The organism is Curtobacterium sp. MCSS17_005 (assembly GCF_003234225.2).
Lineage (GTDB): Bacteria > Actinomycetota > Actinomycetes > Actinomycetales > Microbacteriaceae > Curtobacterium > Curtobacterium flaccumfaciens.
The window spans coordinates 1,987,974-2,003,229 of the sequence record NZ_CP126258.1; the positions used below are offsets into that span (position 1 = coordinate 1,987,974).

A 15,256-nucleotide genomic window follows, 5' to 3' on the forward strand; every position below is an offset into this window, starting at 1 on the left:
CTCACACGGTGCTCGTGCCCCGCTGTGTGCGGTCACGGCATCGCGCTTCTCGTCCATCCGGGGGCGCTGCTGGGCGTCCGGACGGGTCCGACCGGTAGACGTGGAGCTGTGCAACAGATCGGTGTGGGCGGAGAACGGTTCGACGGTGTCAGCGAGATCGCGGTGCTCCGCGGTGGGGGACTGGGCGACCTGATGTTCGCTCTCCCGGCGGTCGAGGCGCTGACCGCCGCGTACCCCGGAGCCCGGATCACGCTGCTCGGGGCACCGACGGCGCGGCCGGTGCTCGAGGGTCGCACCGAGGCCGTGCACGCCTACGAGGAGCTCCCCGTCGTGCCCGGCGTCCGGGACTCCGGCGACGGCGCACCCACCGAGCAGGACTTCTTCGACCGGCTGCACGGGCGCTTCGACCTCGCGGTGCAGGTGCACGGCGGTGGCCGCAACTCGAACCCGTTCCTGCTCCGGCTCGGCGCACGCCACACCGTGGGCACCGCCACCGAGGACGCCGAGGTCCTGGAACGCTGGGTCCGCTACGTCTACTACCAGCACGAGGTCGTCCGGGCGCTCGAGGTGTCCTCGCTCGCCGGCGCCGAACCGGTCACCCTCGACCCCCGACTGCACGTCCCCGAGGCCGCGCGGGCCGGGGTCCGGCAGCGCCTCGGGGTCCGGGGACGACTCGTCGCGATCCATCCCGGCGCCACCGACCCGCGTCGCCGCTGGAGCCCCTCGCGCTTCGCCGAGGTCGCCCGTGCCCGGCTCGCCGCGGGGGACGACGTGGTGCTCGTGGGCGACGACTCGGACGTGCCGGCGTCGTCCGCCATCGTCGCGTCGCTGCCGACCGAGCTGCGGGAGCGCCTGCACGACCTCACCGCGTCGCTGCCGTTGCGGGAACTCCCCGACGTCCTCGCCGCCGCCGACGTCATGGTCGGCGACGACTCCGGTCCGCGGCACCTCGCCGTGGCCGTCGGCACCCCGACCGTCGGGGTGTTCTGGTTCGGCAACGTGATCAACGCCGGGCCGTTCGACCGCGGTCGGCACCGGGTGCACCTGTCCTTCGTGACGCAGTGCCCGGTCTGCGGCGCGGACGTCACCCAGGTCGGCTGGACCGCCGAGCGGTGCGAGCACGACCCGTCCTACGTGGACCAGGTCGAGCCGGAGGCCGTCCTCGCCGACGTCGAGGACCTGCTCCGCACGGTCTGACGAGCCTCGCACCGTGCGAGCTTCGGTCTCGTGCGCACGCCGTCACCCCGTGCGTGGTTGCCCGCTGCGTGCGGCGCTGGAAGCGCGCACCCAGCCGTCAACGCTGCACCAGGCGACGCACCGCGCACCGTGCACGGTACGCGACCGGACGCCGGACGGGAGGCCCGCTGCCAGCCCGCAACGCGCCTCCCGGCCGCACAGTGCGCGCACCGTCACCCCGTGCGCGGTTCACCGCTGCGTGCGGCGCTGCAAGCGCGGACCCAGCCGTCAACGCTGCACCAGGCGACGCACCGCGCACCGTGCACGGTACGCGACCGGACGCCGGACGGGGGGCCCGCTGCCAGCCCGCAACGCGCCTCCCGGCCGCACCGTGCGCACGCCGTCACCCCGTGCGTGGTTACCCGCTGCGTGCGGCGCTGCAAGCGCACACCCAGCCGCCAACGCTGCACCAGGCGACGCACCGCGCACCGTGCACGGTACGCGACCGGACGCCGGACGGGAGGCCCGCTGCCAGCCCGCAACGCGCCTCCCGGCCGCACAGTGCGCACGCCGTCACCCCGTGCGCGATTCACCGCTGCGTGCGGCGCTGCAAGCGCGGACCCAGCCGTCAACGCTGCACCAGGCGACGCGCCACGCATCGTGCACCGTGCACCGTGCACGGGACCCGGCACACGCACACACGGGAGGCGCGGTGCCAGCCGGCACCGCGCCTCCCGTCCGTCAGCGGCGAGCGACTACGGCCAGCTCGGCTCCGTCGCCGGCATGATCGACAGCTCGCGGATCTCACAGCCAGCCGGCTGCGACAGCGCGAAGATGATCGAGTTCGCGACGTACTCCGGCTCGATGAGCTGCGCGTCCGGGCCCGGCTTGTACTGCTCGGTCCGGTCGGCGAAGAAGTTCGTCCGCATCCCGGCGGGGATGATGTTGGTCACGCCGATGCGTCCGGCGGTCTCGGCGGCCAGCGCCTGCGAGAACCCGCGGACGCCGAACTTCGACGCCGAGTACGCGGTGCCGTCGCCGACGCCGCGCAGGGCGAGCGACGACGAGATCGTGACGACGCGGCCGTGCGTGGCCTCGAGGGCGGGCAGGGCGGCGCGCACGGTGGACGCGGTGCCGATCAGGTTGACGCCGACGATCTGCTCCCACTTGCCGGACGAGATCGCGTCGATCGGGGCGGGGGTGTCGATGCCCGCGGCGGTGACGACGGCGTCGAGGCCACCGTGCCGCTCGGCGGCGTCACGGACCGCCTGCTCGACGGCGTCGGTGTCCGAGACGTCCACGGCGACGGCGTCGACGCCCTCGGGGACGGCGTCGATCCGCAGGTCGAGGACGATCGGGGTGCCGCCGGCCTCGGTGACGGCGGCCACGACGGCGGCGCCGAGTCCGGAGGCGCCGCCGGTGACGAGGACGCGGCCGATGGGGGTGGTGGGGACGGGCATGGATGTCCTTTGCGTAGTGGTGCGGGAAGTGGTCGAGCTGGTGTGGAACGGCGAGCGGACGCTCACCCGACGCGTTCGATCGCGGCGGCGAGCCGAGTGGTCGAGCGGCCCGGGTGGAACGGCACGGTGACGACGCGGCCACCCCACTCGGCGAGGGTCGCCGTCTCGGGCAGTTCGCTCGCGGTGTAGTCGCCGCCCTTGGCCCAGACGTCCGGGCGGAAGCGGCGCAGGGCCTCGTCGGGGGTGGACTCGTCGAACACCACGACGGCGTCGACGCAGTCGAGCGCCAGGAGCAGCTCGACCCGGTCGTCCTGGGTCATGATCGGCCGGTCCGGGCCCTTCAGCGCGCGGACGGACGAGTCCGAGTTGAGGCACACGATCAGGCAGTCGCCGAGTGCGCGGGCGGCCGACAGGGTGCGGGCGTGCCCGGCGTGCAGCAGGTCGAAGCAGCCTCCGGTCGCGACGACGGTGCCGCCGGCGCTCCGGACGTCGTGCACGAGGCGCATGGCGTCCCGGTCGGCCCCGGGCACGGCGAGCGGCGCGGGCCCGTCGTCGGCGAAGAGCGCGGTGACGCCGCCGGCGGCCAGGTACTCGGACGCGGCGACCACCCCGGCGGAGACGGCGTCGGGGACGTCCGCCCCCGAGGCCAGTGCGACGGCGACGCCCGCGGCGAGCCGGTCGCCGGCACCGCAGGGGTCCCCGGCGCTGACGGACGGAGCCGGCACGAAGCGGCTGTCGCCCTGGGCGTCGGCGAGCAGCGCACCGCGGTCACCCATCGTCACCGCGACGGCGCCGGCCTGCCACTGCTCGACGAGCCGGGCGGCGGCGACGGTCGCGAAGGGCACACCGTGTCCCTCGACGTCGGTGAAGCGTCGCGCCTCGGCAGCGTTCGGGGTTGCGACGGTGGTGCCGGGGACGGGCGGGGCGCCCTTGGGGTGCGGGTCCCAGACCACCGGCAGGCGCTCGGCCGCACGGGTGAGGGCGTCACGGAGTGCCGGGGCAGCGGCGACACCGCGGCCGTAGTCGGCGACGACGATCGCGTCGACCCCGTCGAGAGCGGCGGTCATCGCGTCGGTGGCCTCGGGCACGGGCGGGGTCGCGCAGCCCTCGTCGATCCGGACGAGGGCGTGGTCGACGACACGCACCCGGGTCTTCACGGGGGTGGCGACCCCGGACGGCCCGGCGACGATCGTGACGTCGGGCAGCAGGTCACGGATCTCCTGAGCACGGCCGTCGTCGCTCAGGACGGTGACCAGGGTGACGTCGTGGCCGTCGCGGGCGAGCATCGTCGCGACGAGCCCGGCACCACCGGCGCGGCGGTCGTCGGTGGCGACGTCCACCACGGGGACGGGGGCGTCCGGGCTCAGGCGCTCGCTCGTGCCGGACACGTCGACGTCGAGCAGGGTGTCCCCGACGACGGCGATGCGGAAGCGCGGTCCGGCGGAACGGCCACCGGCGGCACCGGAACGCGGAGCGACGGCGGCGGGCCCGCTCATCGACGGCCCCCGCGACGCAGCGTCGGCTCCATCGCCTTGCAGAGCGCGTGCACCAGGACGAGCTGCGCCTCCTGCACGTTGGCAGACGGCCCCTCGATGCAGATCGCGTCGTCGACCAGGTCGGCGAGCGGGTTCGGTCCGGACCCGGTCAGCGCGAGGGAGCGGGCGCCCACGGCACGTGCGGCCTCGGCGGCCCGCAGCAGGTTCGGGCTCTTGCCGCTCGTCGACAGCAGCACGAGGACGTCACCGGCACGGGCGTGCGCCGACACCTGCCGCGCGAACACCTGGTCGTAGCCGTAGTCGTTCCCGATCGCGGTGACGGCGGAGGTCTCGGCGTGCAGCGAGATGGCCGAGTACGCCGGTCGGTCGCCCTCGAAGCGGCCGGTGAGCTCGGACGTCAGGTGCTGCGCCTCGGCAGCCGAGCCGCCGTTGCCCGCGGCGAGCAGCCGACGCCCGGCGACGAGCCGCCCGGCGATGTCGTCCGCCCACTCGGCGATGTGGTCCCGGTGGTCGACGAGGGAGGCGATCACGGGGACCGACGCCGCGACGTGGTCGACGACGACCCGAGCGCTGTCGGTGACGGCGCGGTCCTCGAGCCCGGTCTGCTGGTCGATGGTCATCGTGCGGTCCTCTCCGTCGACTGCGCGGCGCGGGTGACCCGGCCGGCGTGGGTGGTGCGCGAGCGGCCGGCGGCGGGCCCGGTGGTGCTGGCGGACGACGTCGCGCCGGCGAGCAGGCGCTCGTAGACGCGTTCGCTGTCGGCCGCGACCTTCTGCCAGGTGTAGCGGGACTCGGCGCGCTGCCGACCGGCACGGCCGTACGCCTCGCGGCGCTCCGGGTCGTCGAGCAGTGCGCCGACGGCCTCGGCGACCGCGGTCTCGTCGCGCGGCGGCACGTGCAGGCCGGTGGCGTCCTCGACGACGGTGTCGATGAGCCCGCCGACGCTCGACGCGACCACCGGGCGACCGCAGGCCATCGCCTCGAGCGGCACGATGCCGAACGGCTCGTACCAGGGGGCACAGACGACGACGTCGGCGCTGCGGTAGACCGCCGGCATGTCGTGCTGGCCGAGCTGCCCGCGGAACGTCACGTGGTCGCGCACTCCGAGCGACCGGGCGAGTGCGTCGAGGCGCTGGTACTCGGGGTCGTCCACCAGGTCGGCACCGGCGACACCGGCACCGCCGACGACGACGAGCTCGACGTCACGGCCCTGTTCGACCAGCGCGGCGAGAGCGGCGATCGTCGTCCCGACGCCCTTCCGCTGCACGAGTCGTGAGGCGGTGAGCACCCGGAGCGGACGGTCGCGCTGTTCGACGGGGCCGTCCGGACGGAAGAGCGACACGTCGACGCCGCACGGCACGACGGAGATGCGGTGCAACGGAACGCCGAGGGCCTTGAGCTCGAACGCCTCGTCCGAGCACGTCGCGACGACCTGGTCGACGCTCCGGCCGACGGCGGGTTCGACCCACTCGCGCTCGGCCGGGCTGGTGTCCGCGGCACCCTGGTGCCGGCGCTTCACGACACCCAGGGCGTGGAAGGTCTGCACCACCGGGATCCGCACGCCACCGGTCCGGGCCTGCACCTGCGTCACCGCGTCGAGAGCGGCGTGGCCCGACATCCAGAAGTGCGCGTGCACCACGTCGGGACGGTCGAGGAACCACTCGGCGGCGAGCACCGACGCGAACGTCCCCATGAACGGGAACAGCTCGTCCTTCGGCACGGCACGCGCGGGACCGGCGTCGACGTGCACGACGTCCACGCCGGGACGCAGGGGCACACGGACCGGCTGCGACGCGTCGTCGCGCCGCGTGTAGACGGTCACGTGGTGGCCGCGGTCGGCCAGCGCACCGGACAGTTCGGCGACGTGGACGTTCTGCCCACCCGCGTCGACCCCGCCGAGCACGGCGAGCGGACTCGCGTGCTCGGACACCATGGCGATCTTCATCCGAGGCTCCCTTCGAGCGCGGCTCCCGCCGCACGGTTCCGTCGCGCACCGCGCGCGACGGCGTCGTCGAGCAGGTCGTCCCAGTCGGCCAGGAACCGACCGAGCGCGTGCCGTGCGAGCACGGCCTCACGCGCCACGAGCCCCCGTCGGCGCGCCTCGTCCGGGTCCTCCAGCAGCAGCCTGGAGGCCCGCACCAGCTCCTCGACGTCGGTCGCGATCGCCCCGGCCTCACCCGGGACCGTGCGGGCCGCGTCCGTCGTCGCGAGCACCAGGACGGGCATGGCCATGTGCATCGACTCGATGAGCGACAGGCCGAGCGAGGTCCAGCGGTTCGGGTGCACGTAGGCCCGCCGTACGGCCAAGGCCGCGTGCATGGGGTCGGCCTGGACGTCGCCCTGCGCGACCACGCGGTCGCCGAAGCCGAGCTCCGGCAGCCGCTCGGTCCCGATGCCCCAGACGTCGACCGGGGCGACCTCGGCGAAGCGGGGGAGCAGGTCGGTGCCGACGACACGGTTGCGCCGGACGGGTTCGTTGATGACGACGCCGAGGCGCTCGAGCGCACCGGTGTACAGCGGGCCGGGGTCGACGACGCCGTGCTCGACGACGGTGGTCCGGGTGGTGCCGCAGTCCCACATCAGGGCGTTCCAGTGCGTCACGTGCGCGATCGTCAGGTCGTCGCGGTCGCGCATCGGGTGCACGCTGTTCGGCACGTCGACCCGGGGGGCGTTGTGCTCCACGAAGACGATCGGGACGTCGCGGCCGCCAAGCAGACGGCGGGCTTCCTCGAGCTCCTCGGTGCGCTGCAGGACGACCACGTCGACGTCGGCCTCGGCGACGTCGGCCGGGTCGATCTCGATCGCGGAGTCCGGCCACGCGCGCCCGCCGCGGCCGAGTCCCCAGGCGTCGCGAGCCGGGGTGGTCGGGATGAGGTACTCGTGGGGGCCGCGGACGAAGGCGTCCATCCAGCCGCCGTGCACGTGCCACACGAGGATCCGCATGCAGGGCCTTCCGGTCGGTGTCGATGGGCTCGCTCCCCGCCGCTGCCGGAGCAGCAGGAGAAGGAGCAGGAGAAGCAGTGGCGCACGCTACGCAGCGCCTTCTGAGCCGCCCCGCAGACTTCTCCGATCAGTCCGCGAAACGCGGTCGAGGAGCCGTTCGTGGGCGTCCAGGACGTCCGCGATGCGCACTCCGGACAGGCACGGGTGGTCGGGGACCGGGCACTCGCGAGCGCGGCTGAGCCGACACGGTGCGGCCTGGTCGCCGAGCAGTTCGACCAGCGGGGCGTACGGCGCCCACTTCACGGCGGGGACGACGGGCGAGAACAGACTCACGATGGGCGCCCCGACGGCCGCGCCGAGGTGAGCCGGACCGGTGTTCCCGACGACGACGACCTCGGCGCCGGCGAGGACGGCCGCGAGTTCGGCGGGGCTGGTGCGGCCGCCGAGGTCGATGCCGGTGTCGCCCGCCACGGCGGCGGTCAGCGCGCGTTCGCCGGGGGAGCCGGTGACGACGACGGGGACGCCGCGCTCGGCGTAGGCGGCGACGAGCGCACGGTGGTGGGACTCCGGCCACGACCGTGCCGGGACGCTGGCTCCGGGGTGGACGACCACGTAGCGGTCGAGGCCGGCCACGGGCGGGGGCAGGACGGCGTCGTGCCGCACCGCGAGCCTCCCGTCGTCGTCCGGCGGCAGCCGGAAGCCGGCCGCCTCGGCGATCCGCAGCGCGCGCTCGGGCTCGGGGAGGTCCTCGGGCAGGTCCTCGCCGGGGCGCAGCCGCACGTCGAGCAGGGACCCGGGGTGGTCGACCGAGGCGCCGGAGACCCGGGGGACCCCGGCCAGGCGCAGGAGCAGCGCGAGGGGCAGGGGCGACTGGTGGAAGGACGTCAGGACGACGGCCTCGTCGGGCTGCTCCTCGGCGACCAGCGCGCGGAACTCGGCGAGCAGGGCGTCGTCGATCGGGCGTGCGGTCTCGGTGACCCACGGTGCCGCCCACACCCGCACCCGGTCGATGCCGGGCAGCAGGTCGGCGGCCGGCGCCCCCTGTGGTCCGCACAGCATCGTCACGTGCGCGGCACCGGCGGCGACCGCGCGGACCGCGGGTCCGGCGACCAGGACGTCGCCGAAGGAGTCGAGTCGGGCGACGAGGACGCGCCGACCGGCGCTCACGCCCGGTCCGCCACGCTGCCGACGTGCGCGAGCACCAGGGTGACGGCCTCGTTCAGGTCCGCGGCGACGGTGTCGGCCTCGTCGATCTCCTGACGGCGGGTGCGCGGGGTGGGCACGAGGATGCCCTGCGCGCCGGCGTTCCGCGCGGCCTGCACGTCGGCGCCGATGTCACCGACGACGACGATCGACTCCGGCGGGATGCCGAGCCGCTCGGCGGCGTCGAGGACCATCCCTGGCAGGGGCTTCCGGCAGGCGCAGTCGTCGTCGGCGTCGTGCGGGCAGACGCACCACACGTCGAACGGGCCGACGAGCTCGTCGACCCGGGCGTTGGTGGCGTCGACCTGCTCGCGCGTGGCCATGCCCTTCGCGATCACCGACTGGTTCGTGACGACGCCGAGCTGCAACCCGGCGGCACGTGCCCGTTCGACGGCGCGGCGTGCACCGGGGACGGGGACGACCAGGTGCGGGTCGGCGTTGTACGGGACGTCCACCACGAGGGTGTCGTCGCGGTCGAGGAGCAGGCCGCGGATGACGCGGTCCGGTGCGAGGGCCATGCTCCGTGACTACCGGTCCACGACCGGGGACCGCCCCAGGAAGAGCCGCGGAGCGCGGTCCCGGCAGGACCGTCAGCGTGTCGGGTCTACCGTCGCGGCAGTGACCGCCCTCGAGAACCTGCCCGACTCCGACGGACGCCCGGAACTGCTCGTCCTCCGTGCCATCAAGCTCGGCGACCTGCTCGTCGCCGTCCCCGCACTGCACGCCCTCCGCCGCGCGTTCCCCGACCACCGCATCACCCTGGCCACCACGGCGTGGCTGGCGCCGGTCGTCGAACTCGTGCCGGCGGTGGACGTCCACCTGGCCCAGCACGGTCTCGACCACCCGATCGCGGTGCCGCACGGTGCCGTCGACGTCGCCGTCAACCTGCACGGCTCCGGCCCGGAGTCCTCGGACCTCGTCGCCGCGCTCGGCCCGCGCCGGGTCATCGGGCACGCCGACCCGACCCACGGTTACGAGGGCCCGGAGTGGCCCGACGACGTGCACGAGCGCGACCGCTGGGCGGACCTGCTGACGTGGCACGGCATCCAGGCGGACGCGACTGAGGTGCACATCGACCGCCCCGCCGAGCCGCCGGTGGTCGCCGACGCGGCCGTCGTGCACGTTGGTGCCTTCCACGGTGCGCGGCACTGGCCGACGGACCGCTTCGCCGACGTGGTGCGCGGACTGCAGGCGCGCGGTGCCGACGTGGTCCTGACAGGAGGCTCGGACGACGTCGTGCGCGCCCGTGCCGTCGCCGACGCGGCCGGTCTGGCGCCGGAGGCGGTCCTGGCCGGCACCCTGGACCTGCAGGCCTTCGCCGCGGTGATCGCCGCGGCGCGGCTCGTCGTCACGGTCGACACCGGCGCCGCGCACCTGGCGACCGCGTACGGGGTGCCCTCGGTCGTGCTGTTCGGCCCGGCACCGCCCGAGGCGTGGGGCCCGCCGTCGACCGGCCCGCACATCGTGCTCACCGACGCTTCGGTCCGTCGCGGCGACGTCTTCGCCGAGGACCCGGACCCGGCGATCCTGGCCGTGACCGCGGACGACGTGCTCGGCGCGGTGGACCGGCTCCGGGTGACCGCTCAGGCGGCCGGGCGGTAGCGTCGACCGAGAGCCACCCGGACCTGCCGGACGCTCGGAGGGAGTCCTTCGTGTTCGAAGCCGCGAACATCCGTGACTGGATCGGTCTGCCGGTCGTCGACGAGGCCGACGACAAGGTCGGCACGCTCGAGAGCATCTACTACGACACCGCCACGTCCGAGCCGGCGTTCGGTGCCCTGACCACCGGCGTGGTCGGGTTCCAGAAGCTCGTCTTCGTCCCGCTGTTCGGCGCCACCGTCGCCCCGAAGCACCTGCGTGTGACGTTCCCGAAGAAGCTCGTCAAGGACGCCCCGTCGATCTCGACCGACGGCGAGCTCGACGCCGCGACCGAGCCAGAGCTGTTCCAGCACTACGGGCTGGAGTACCGCACCGGCAGCGGTGGCGAACGCCGACTCGGACGCCGCTGAGCCCGTCCCGCCCCACCCGATCCGCCGCACCCGCCCGGAGGCCGCAACTGCTCCGCACCGCCCGTACGACGCTGCTCGCCGCCCTGGCAGCGGTCGCCGTCGTCGGTCTGGTGGTGGCCGGTGTCGCGGTTCCGGGCGGGGCGCATCCCGCGTCCGCCGCGCCGATGTGGCCCGTTCCGCAGCCCTACCCGGTGCCGGACGACCCGACCGAGCCGCTCGCCGACCTCCCGCCCGGCAGCGAGTACGTGGCCCTCGGTGACTCGTACTCGGCCGGCTACGGGCTGGGTGACCGGACCCGGCTGCCCACGAGCGCGTGCGTGCAGTCGGCCCGTGACTACCCGCACCGGCTCGCGGCGCGGTTCGGCCTCGACCTGACCGACGTCACGTGTGCGGGCGCCACCAGCGAGGACGTCACGACCGGACACCAGTTCAAAGGCGTCCCCCCGCAGATCGAGTCCCTGTCCTCGCGCACCCGGCTCGTGACCCTGACGATCGGCGGCAACGACGCGGACCTGTTCGGCACGGCCGCGTCGTGCCTGGCGATCTCGGCCGACGGCCCGGTGTTCTCCGGACGTGACGCGCCGTCCTGCGAGAGCACGCTCGTGCAGGACGGTGAGGACCAGCTCAAGGTGAAGATCCAGTCGCGGGTCGCGCTCGGGATCGCCGACACCCTGGCAGCGGTGCAACGGGCCGCGCCGAACGCCGTGGTCGTGTTCCTCGGGTACCCGGCGATCTTCCCGGACGCCGAGCACACCCCGGCGAAGGGCTGCTTCCGCTCGGCGCTCGACCTCGGCACGCTCGCGGGGTCGTTCCCCTCGGACACCTTCCCGTTCACCGACGACGACGTGGCGTACCTGCACGGTGTGCAGGAGGAGCTCGACGCCGTGTCCGCATCCGCCGCCGACGCCGCCGGGGTGCGGTTCGTCGACGTCCTCGAACGCACCGAGGCCCACTCGGCCTGCGCCCCGGCGGACGAGCGCTACGTCGCCGGTGTCAGCCTGACCGGCTCGAGCGACCTGCGACGCATCGACCTGAAGGCCGGCGCCCTGCACCCGAACGGCCGCGGTGTCGCGTACCTCACCGACCAAATGGCCGACGCGATCCGGGAACTCGCCGGCTGACCCGTCCGGACCCCGCGCCGTCCGTGTGGGCCGCCGGTGGGACGACGCAGACCGGTGCCGCAGTCTCCCGCACCACGTCGTGGAGCAGCGCGCCGGACTGCACCCGCACGTGCCCCCGTCCGAGCACCACGAGCGACGCCCGCCGGGTGCGCGATGCGATGGCGTGCCCCGGGTGTCCCTCCACGAGCAGCGGCCGGATCCGCACCGCCGGGAACCGCGCGGTCAGGTCCTCGGTGACCCGCTGCAGCAGTTCGGCGTTCCGGGCGCGCCACCGCAGGGGGTCCTCGGCGAAGTCGGTGAGCCCGGTCCGGGTCAGCACGGGCATCTCCCACGCCCGGAGCAGCGTCAGTCGTCGGTGCAGTCGGACGGCCTCGGCCACGGCGATCGAGACGGCCCGTTCGTCGATGGGTTCCTCGACGGCCAGCACCACGTCGCCGTCGATCGGGTGCGGCCCCTCGGGGACGATCACGGTCGGCACGGCGGCACGGACCGCCACGCGCGCCGGGTCGCCGCCGGCGGTCGAACCCCGTCGGCTCCGGAAGGTCCCGATCACCAGGAGGTCACCGCCGTCGGACTCCTCGACCAGGGCACTGGCGAACGGCCCGGCGTGCCGGTGCACCTCGACGGTGGCTCCGGGCAGGGCTGCGCGAGCGGCCTCGGCCAGGCGGTCGGCGACCGGTCCGGGGCCCTCGATCGCCGGGTCGGCACCGATGATCCGGATCCGCTCGATCCCGCTGTCCGCGCGGGCGGCGATCCACCGCAGCGCCTCGTCGTGCGGCATCGCGGCGTCCGCGGCCAGCGTCACCGTCGTCCATCGTTCGTCCATCCCGATCGGCCTCCTCCATCGCAGGTCCTCCGGGGGCGTCACACGGCGCTCCGTGCGCCACACGGTACTCCCGGGCGGACGTGGGGAACCGGCGGTGGAACCGGGCACGTCGGGTGGTGCGCGGCGCGTGTGTGGTGATCCGGGCCTCCCGGCCGGGTCTGCGTAGTCTCGGGGCGTGGTCGTGAGCGCCGGACTGTTGCTGCACCGGACGGGTCCGTCCGGGCCCGAGGTCTTCCTCGCGCACATGGGCGGACCGTTCTGGCGGAACCGGCCGCGTGCCTGGTCGATCCCGAAGGGGCTGGTCGAGGCGGGCGAGGAGCCGCTCGGCACCGCACTGCGTGAGTTCGCCGAGGAGATCGGCGTGCCCGCACCGGTGAGCGCCGCGGACCTGACCGACCTGGGGGAGTTCCGGCAGGCGTCGGGCAAGCGCGTGCGGGTCTTCGCGGCACGGGCGTCGGGGTTCTCGGTCGACACCGTGCGGAGCAACACCGTGCGGCTCGAGCTGCAGCGCGGGTCGGGGCGGTTCGTGGAGGTGCCCGAGGTGGACGACGCGCGGTGGGCCGGCCTCGACGAGGCGCGGGAGCTGGTGGTGGCCGGCCAGGTCGCGGCGCTCGACGCCCTGGCCGCGCTCGGCTGCGGTGCTGACAGTTCCTGACGCGCCGTCGTGTCCCTCGAGGGGTCACGAACTGTCGTCCGGCGGGCCTCCAGACGACACTTCTCGGCCACTCGGCGATCGGCGCGCGGCAGGTCGTGACCACTCGGCGGAGCGTTCTTGCTCGTGTCGTGCCCCGGACACGAGCCGCGCCCGCTGGATAGTCTGAGTGGGTGTCGGGTTCCCCGGCGCCACATCAGGGGAGTACGCATGCGGCGCTGGCGCGCGGTCACGGCGGGGCTGACGGCCCTGGCACTCGGAGCAGGACTCGCGATCGGCGGCGCGACCAGTGCGTCGGCGGAGCCGGTCGGCAACTGGGGGACCTTCACCCTCAGCGGAGCGAGCCGGGCCTACACCGGCACGATGACGCTCGCCGGGTTCCCCGAGACGACCTTCACGTCTGACTCCCGGCAGTCGACCGTCGTCAGCGGGGCATCGACCTGGCAGTCCGCCGCGACCCCGCCCGGCGCGGTCTACGGGACGAGCCGCGGCAAGACCTACATGAACCAGCGGCCGAACGTCGACTCGCCCACGTCCGGTGCCTCGAAGACCACCTACACGTTCGCGGAGCCGACACCGGGTGCCCGGAGCTGGTCGTTCGTGCTCGGCGACGTCGACGCCGACCGGGCGACCATCTCGGCCACCGTCTCCGGGGGTGGCGCCGCGACCGGCGATCAGCTCGGCCACGTGAGCTCCTACAACTCGTGCTCGGCCGCCGTCGCCGGAGGACCGTCGTGCACCGCCGACCCCGACGGCACGACCGGGCAGGACCGGCCCACCTGGGATCCAGCCACCCGGACCCTGACGGGGAACACCGGCGCGGTCGACACCGCCGGCGCCACGGCATGGTTCACGCCGACCGTCTCGCTCACCAGCCTGACGATCACCTACCAGCAGCGCAGCGGATTCCCGGTGTACCAGACCTGGTTCGCCAACCGCACCGCCGCGATCACCGGCACGGCGACCCTCGACGGAGCGCCGATCCCCGGGGCGATCGTCCGCGTCACCGCCCCGCGCGGCACCGTGTACACGACGACGACCAACGCCGACGGCACCTACGCGTTCCCGCAGCTGCCGGTCATCGCGAACTACCGCGTCGAGATCACCCCGCCGGACGGTGCCGAGGGCCCTGACCAGCCCGCTCGGGTCTCCCTCGCGCAGACCGGCTCGCCGGGCGGCGTGGACCAGCAGGCCGACTTCGCGTTCACGTCGCCGGAAGACACCGTGTCGGTCATCGGCACCGTGGTCGACGAGGACGGCCGACCGGTCTCGAACCTCGAGGTCGTCATCACCGACCCGGACTCCGGGGACATCCTCGTCGACACGACGACGAACAGCGACGGCGTCTACACCGGCTCGGACCTGCCGGCGGACACCGAGCTCGACGTGTCCGTCGCCGACGAGCCGCCTGTGACCATCACCACCGGCGACGACGACGCGGCACCGGTAGTCCCCGAGGAGATCGATGCCGCGGCCGCCGTCGTCGCGACGGTCGCCGGTGTGGTCTCGCTCGACGGTGCACCCGTGCCCGCTGGAGCGGTGGTCGAACTCGTCGACGGCACGGGCGCCGTGGTCGCGGCGACGGAGACCGACGCTGACGGTCGGTACGTCTTCGCCACCGCGGCGGGCACGTACACCGTCCGGACCGAACGACCGGAGCCGGGGGCGACCGGGGCGACCTCGAACACCGGTGTGACAGCCGTCGCCGGCGAGCGTGCTTCGTCGGACCTGCCGTTCGCCTCCGCAGCCGCAGCCGCCGAGGTCACGACCGACCAGCCCGGCACGGTCGTCGACACGAACGGCGAACCCGTTCCGGACGTCGGGGTCGTCGCGACTCCGACGGACCCGACGTCCGGCGATCCCGTGTCGGTCGTCACGGACGACGACGGTGCGTTCGACCTGACCGGACTGGAGCCCACGACCGAGTACGTCGTCTCGGTCGACGTCGAGGGGGCCGAGACGGCGACCGTCGTCACCCCGGAGTCCGGGGCCGCGACGCCGCTGGCGTTCGTGGTGCGGGCTGCGGCGGGTCCGGCGCCGGCTCCTGCTCCGTCGCCGTCGCCGTCGCCGAGTGGCTCTCCTTCGGTGGCTCCGACCGGCCCCGCCGGCTCGGGCTCGGGCTCCGCACCGGTGTCGGGCCAGGGCGACGCTGGGGACGGTGGGCCGCTGGCCTACACGGGGGCGGACCTCGGGCCTGGGCTCATCGCCGCCGGTGTGCTCGTGCTGCTCGGTGCGGCGCTGCTGACCTACCGTGCGGTGCGCAACCGCCGCCGCACGGACCACCTGCAGGACTGACCGCGCGGCGGGCGCCGTGGCGGCGGCCGCGGTCGCACAACACGCCGCCGGGGTCCGCCGAGGGGTCACGAACTG

Annotated in this window: 14 protein-coding genes; 6 read left to right on the forward strand and 8 right to left on the reverse strand. The window is 74.4% G+C overall.

Annotated features, from left to right (window positions below):
- The first annotated feature begins 108 nt into the window (after positions 1 to 108).
- Positions 109 to 1,197 carry a glycosyltransferase family 9 protein gene (locus DEJ20_RS09605; protein WP_111236269.1) on the forward strand — a complete coding sequence of 363 codons (1,089 nt, stop codon included), beginning with the start codon at positions 109 to 111 and terminating at the stop codon, positions 1,195 to 1,197.
- Positions 1,198 to 1,931: 734 nt separating this feature from the next.
- Here DEJ20_RS09605 and DEJ20_RS09610 read toward each other — a convergent pair.
- The 7 genes from DEJ20_RS09610 to DEJ20_RS09640 form a co-directional block, all read right to left on the reverse strand.
- Positions 1,932 to 2,636, reverse strand: a complete 705-nt coding sequence (locus DEJ20_RS09610) for an SDR family oxidoreductase (protein WP_027465581.1) — start codon at positions 2,634 to 2,636, stop codon at positions 1,932 to 1,934.
- Positions 2,637 to 2,698: 62 nt separating this feature from the next.
- Positions 2,699 to 4,132: a PfkB family carbohydrate kinase gene (locus tag DEJ20_RS09615; protein ID WP_258377241.1), complete on the reverse strand. Its 1,434-nt coding sequence runs from the start codon at positions 4,130 to 4,132 to the stop codon at positions 2,699 to 2,701.
- A complete protein-coding gene (locus tag DEJ20_RS09620) occupies positions 4,129 to 4,752 on the reverse strand; it encodes a D-sedoheptulose-7-phosphate isomerase (RefSeq protein ID WP_035808290.1) in 624 nt (207 codons plus the stop codon). Before DEJ20_RS09620 ends, DEJ20_RS09615 begins: the two co-directional genes overlap by 4 nt.
- The gene (locus tag DEJ20_RS09625; RefSeq protein ID WP_111046034.1) at positions 4,749 to 6,077 is read right to left on the reverse strand and encodes a glycosyltransferase; all 1,329 of its coding nucleotides are present in this window, start codon (positions 6,075 to 6,077) and stop codon (positions 4,749 to 4,751) included. Before DEJ20_RS09625 ends, DEJ20_RS09620 begins: the two co-directional genes overlap by 4 nt.
- Positions 6,074 to 7,075, reverse strand: a complete 1,002-nt coding sequence (locus DEJ20_RS09630) for a glycosyltransferase (RefSeq protein ID WP_111236268.1) — start codon at positions 7,073 to 7,075, stop codon at positions 6,074 to 6,076. Before DEJ20_RS09630 ends, DEJ20_RS09625 begins: the two co-directional genes overlap by 4 nt.
- A gap of 87 nt (positions 7,076 to 7,162) precedes the next feature.
- Positions 7,163 to 8,242, reverse strand: a complete 1,080-nt coding sequence (locus DEJ20_RS09635) for a glycosyltransferase family 9 protein (protein WP_111236267.1) — start codon at positions 8,240 to 8,242, stop codon at positions 7,163 to 7,165.
- Entirely contained in the window at positions 8,239 to 8,796 is a 558-nt protein-coding gene (locus DEJ20_RS09640; protein WP_111236266.1) for a D-glycero-alpha-D-manno-heptose-1,7-bisphosphate 7-phosphatase, read from the reverse strand. The genes DEJ20_RS09635 and DEJ20_RS09640 overlap by 4 nt, the downstream gene beginning before the upstream one ends.
- A gap of 100 nt (positions 8,797 to 8,896) precedes the next feature.
- Between DEJ20_RS09640 and DEJ20_RS09645 the strand changes: the two genes are divergently transcribed.
- From DEJ20_RS09645 to DEJ20_RS09655, 3 genes are all read left to right on the forward strand, one after another.
- Entirely contained in the window at positions 8,897 to 9,880 is a 984-nt protein-coding gene (locus DEJ20_RS09645) for a glycosyltransferase family 9 protein (RefSeq protein ID WP_111236265.1), read from the forward strand.
- A gap of 50 nt (positions 9,881 to 9,930) precedes the next feature.
- Positions 9,931 to 10,287 carry a PRC-barrel domain-containing protein gene (locus DEJ20_RS09650; protein WP_110859982.1) on the forward strand — a complete coding sequence of 119 codons (357 nt, stop codon included), beginning with the start codon at positions 9,931 to 9,933 and terminating at the stop codon, positions 10,285 to 10,287.
- A 164-nt stretch (positions 10,288 to 10,451) separates the two neighbouring features.
- Positions 10,452 to 11,408 carry an SGNH/GDSL hydrolase family protein gene (locus tag DEJ20_RS09655; RefSeq protein WP_111236264.1) on the forward strand — a complete coding sequence of 319 codons (957 nt, stop codon included), beginning with the start codon at positions 10,452 to 10,454 and terminating at the stop codon, positions 11,406 to 11,408.
- Here the strand turns inward: DEJ20_RS09655 and DEJ20_RS09660 are convergent.
- Complete coding sequence (locus DEJ20_RS09660) at positions 11,365 to 12,234, reverse strand: universal stress protein (RefSeq protein WP_111236263.1); 870 nt, start codon at positions 12,232 to 12,234, stop codon at positions 11,365 to 11,367. The genes DEJ20_RS09655 and DEJ20_RS09660 overlap by 44 nt on opposite strands.
- A 175-nt stretch (positions 12,235 to 12,409) precedes the next feature.
- Between DEJ20_RS09660 and DEJ20_RS09665 the strand changes: the two genes are divergently transcribed.
- Together DEJ20_RS09665 and DEJ20_RS09670 are read left to right on the forward strand one after the other, a co-directional pair.
- On the forward strand, positions 12,410 to 12,889 hold the full coding sequence (locus tag DEJ20_RS09665; protein ID WP_111236262.1) for an NUDIX hydrolase: 480 nt from the start codon (positions 12,410 to 12,412) through the stop codon (positions 12,887 to 12,889).
- Positions 12,890 to 13,096: 207 nt separating this feature from the next.
- Entirely contained in the window at positions 13,097 to 15,181 is a 2,085-nt protein-coding gene (locus DEJ20_RS09670; protein ID WP_111236261.1) for an MSCRAMM family protein, read from the forward strand.
- Positions 15,182 to 15,256 lie beyond the last annotated feature (75 nt).

Bases quoted from the DNA above. Each gene is read 5' to 3' on its own strand.
- DEJ20_RS09630 (WP_111236268.1), bottom strand. From the start codon at position 7,075: ATGCGGATCCTCGTGTGGCACGTGCACGGCGGCTGGATGGACGCCTTC.
- DEJ20_RS09625 (WP_111046034.1), bottom strand. From the start codon at position 6,077: ATGAAGATCGCCATGGTGTCCGAGCACGCGAGTCCGCTCGCCGTGCTC.
- DEJ20_RS09615 (WP_258377241.1), bottom strand. From the start codon at position 4,132: ATGAGCGGGCCCGCCGCCGTCGCTCCGCGTTCCGGTGCCGCCGGTGGC.
- DEJ20_RS09620 (WP_035808290.1), bottom strand. From the start codon at position 4,752: ATGACCATCGACCAGCAGACCGGGCTCGAGGACCGCGCCGTCACCGAC.
- DEJ20_RS09640 (WP_111236266.1), bottom strand. From the start codon at position 8,796: ATGGCCCTCGCACCGGACCGCGTCATCCGCGGCCTGCTCCTCGACCGC.
- DEJ20_RS09660 (WP_111236263.1), bottom strand. From the start codon at position 12,234: ATGGACGAACGATGGACGACGGTGACGCTGGCCGCGGACGCCGCGATG.
- DEJ20_RS09610 (WP_027465581.1), bottom strand. From the start codon at position 2,636: ATGCCCGTCCCCACCACCCCCATCGGCCGCGTCCTCGTCACCGGCGGC.
- DEJ20_RS09655 (WP_111236264.1), top strand. From the start codon at position 10,452: ATGTGGCCCGTTCCGCAGCCCTACCCGGTGCCGGACGACCCGACCGAG.
- DEJ20_RS09670 (WP_111236261.1), top strand. From the start codon at position 13,097: ATGCGGCGCTGGCGCGCGGTCACGGCGGGGCTGACGGCCCTGGCACTC.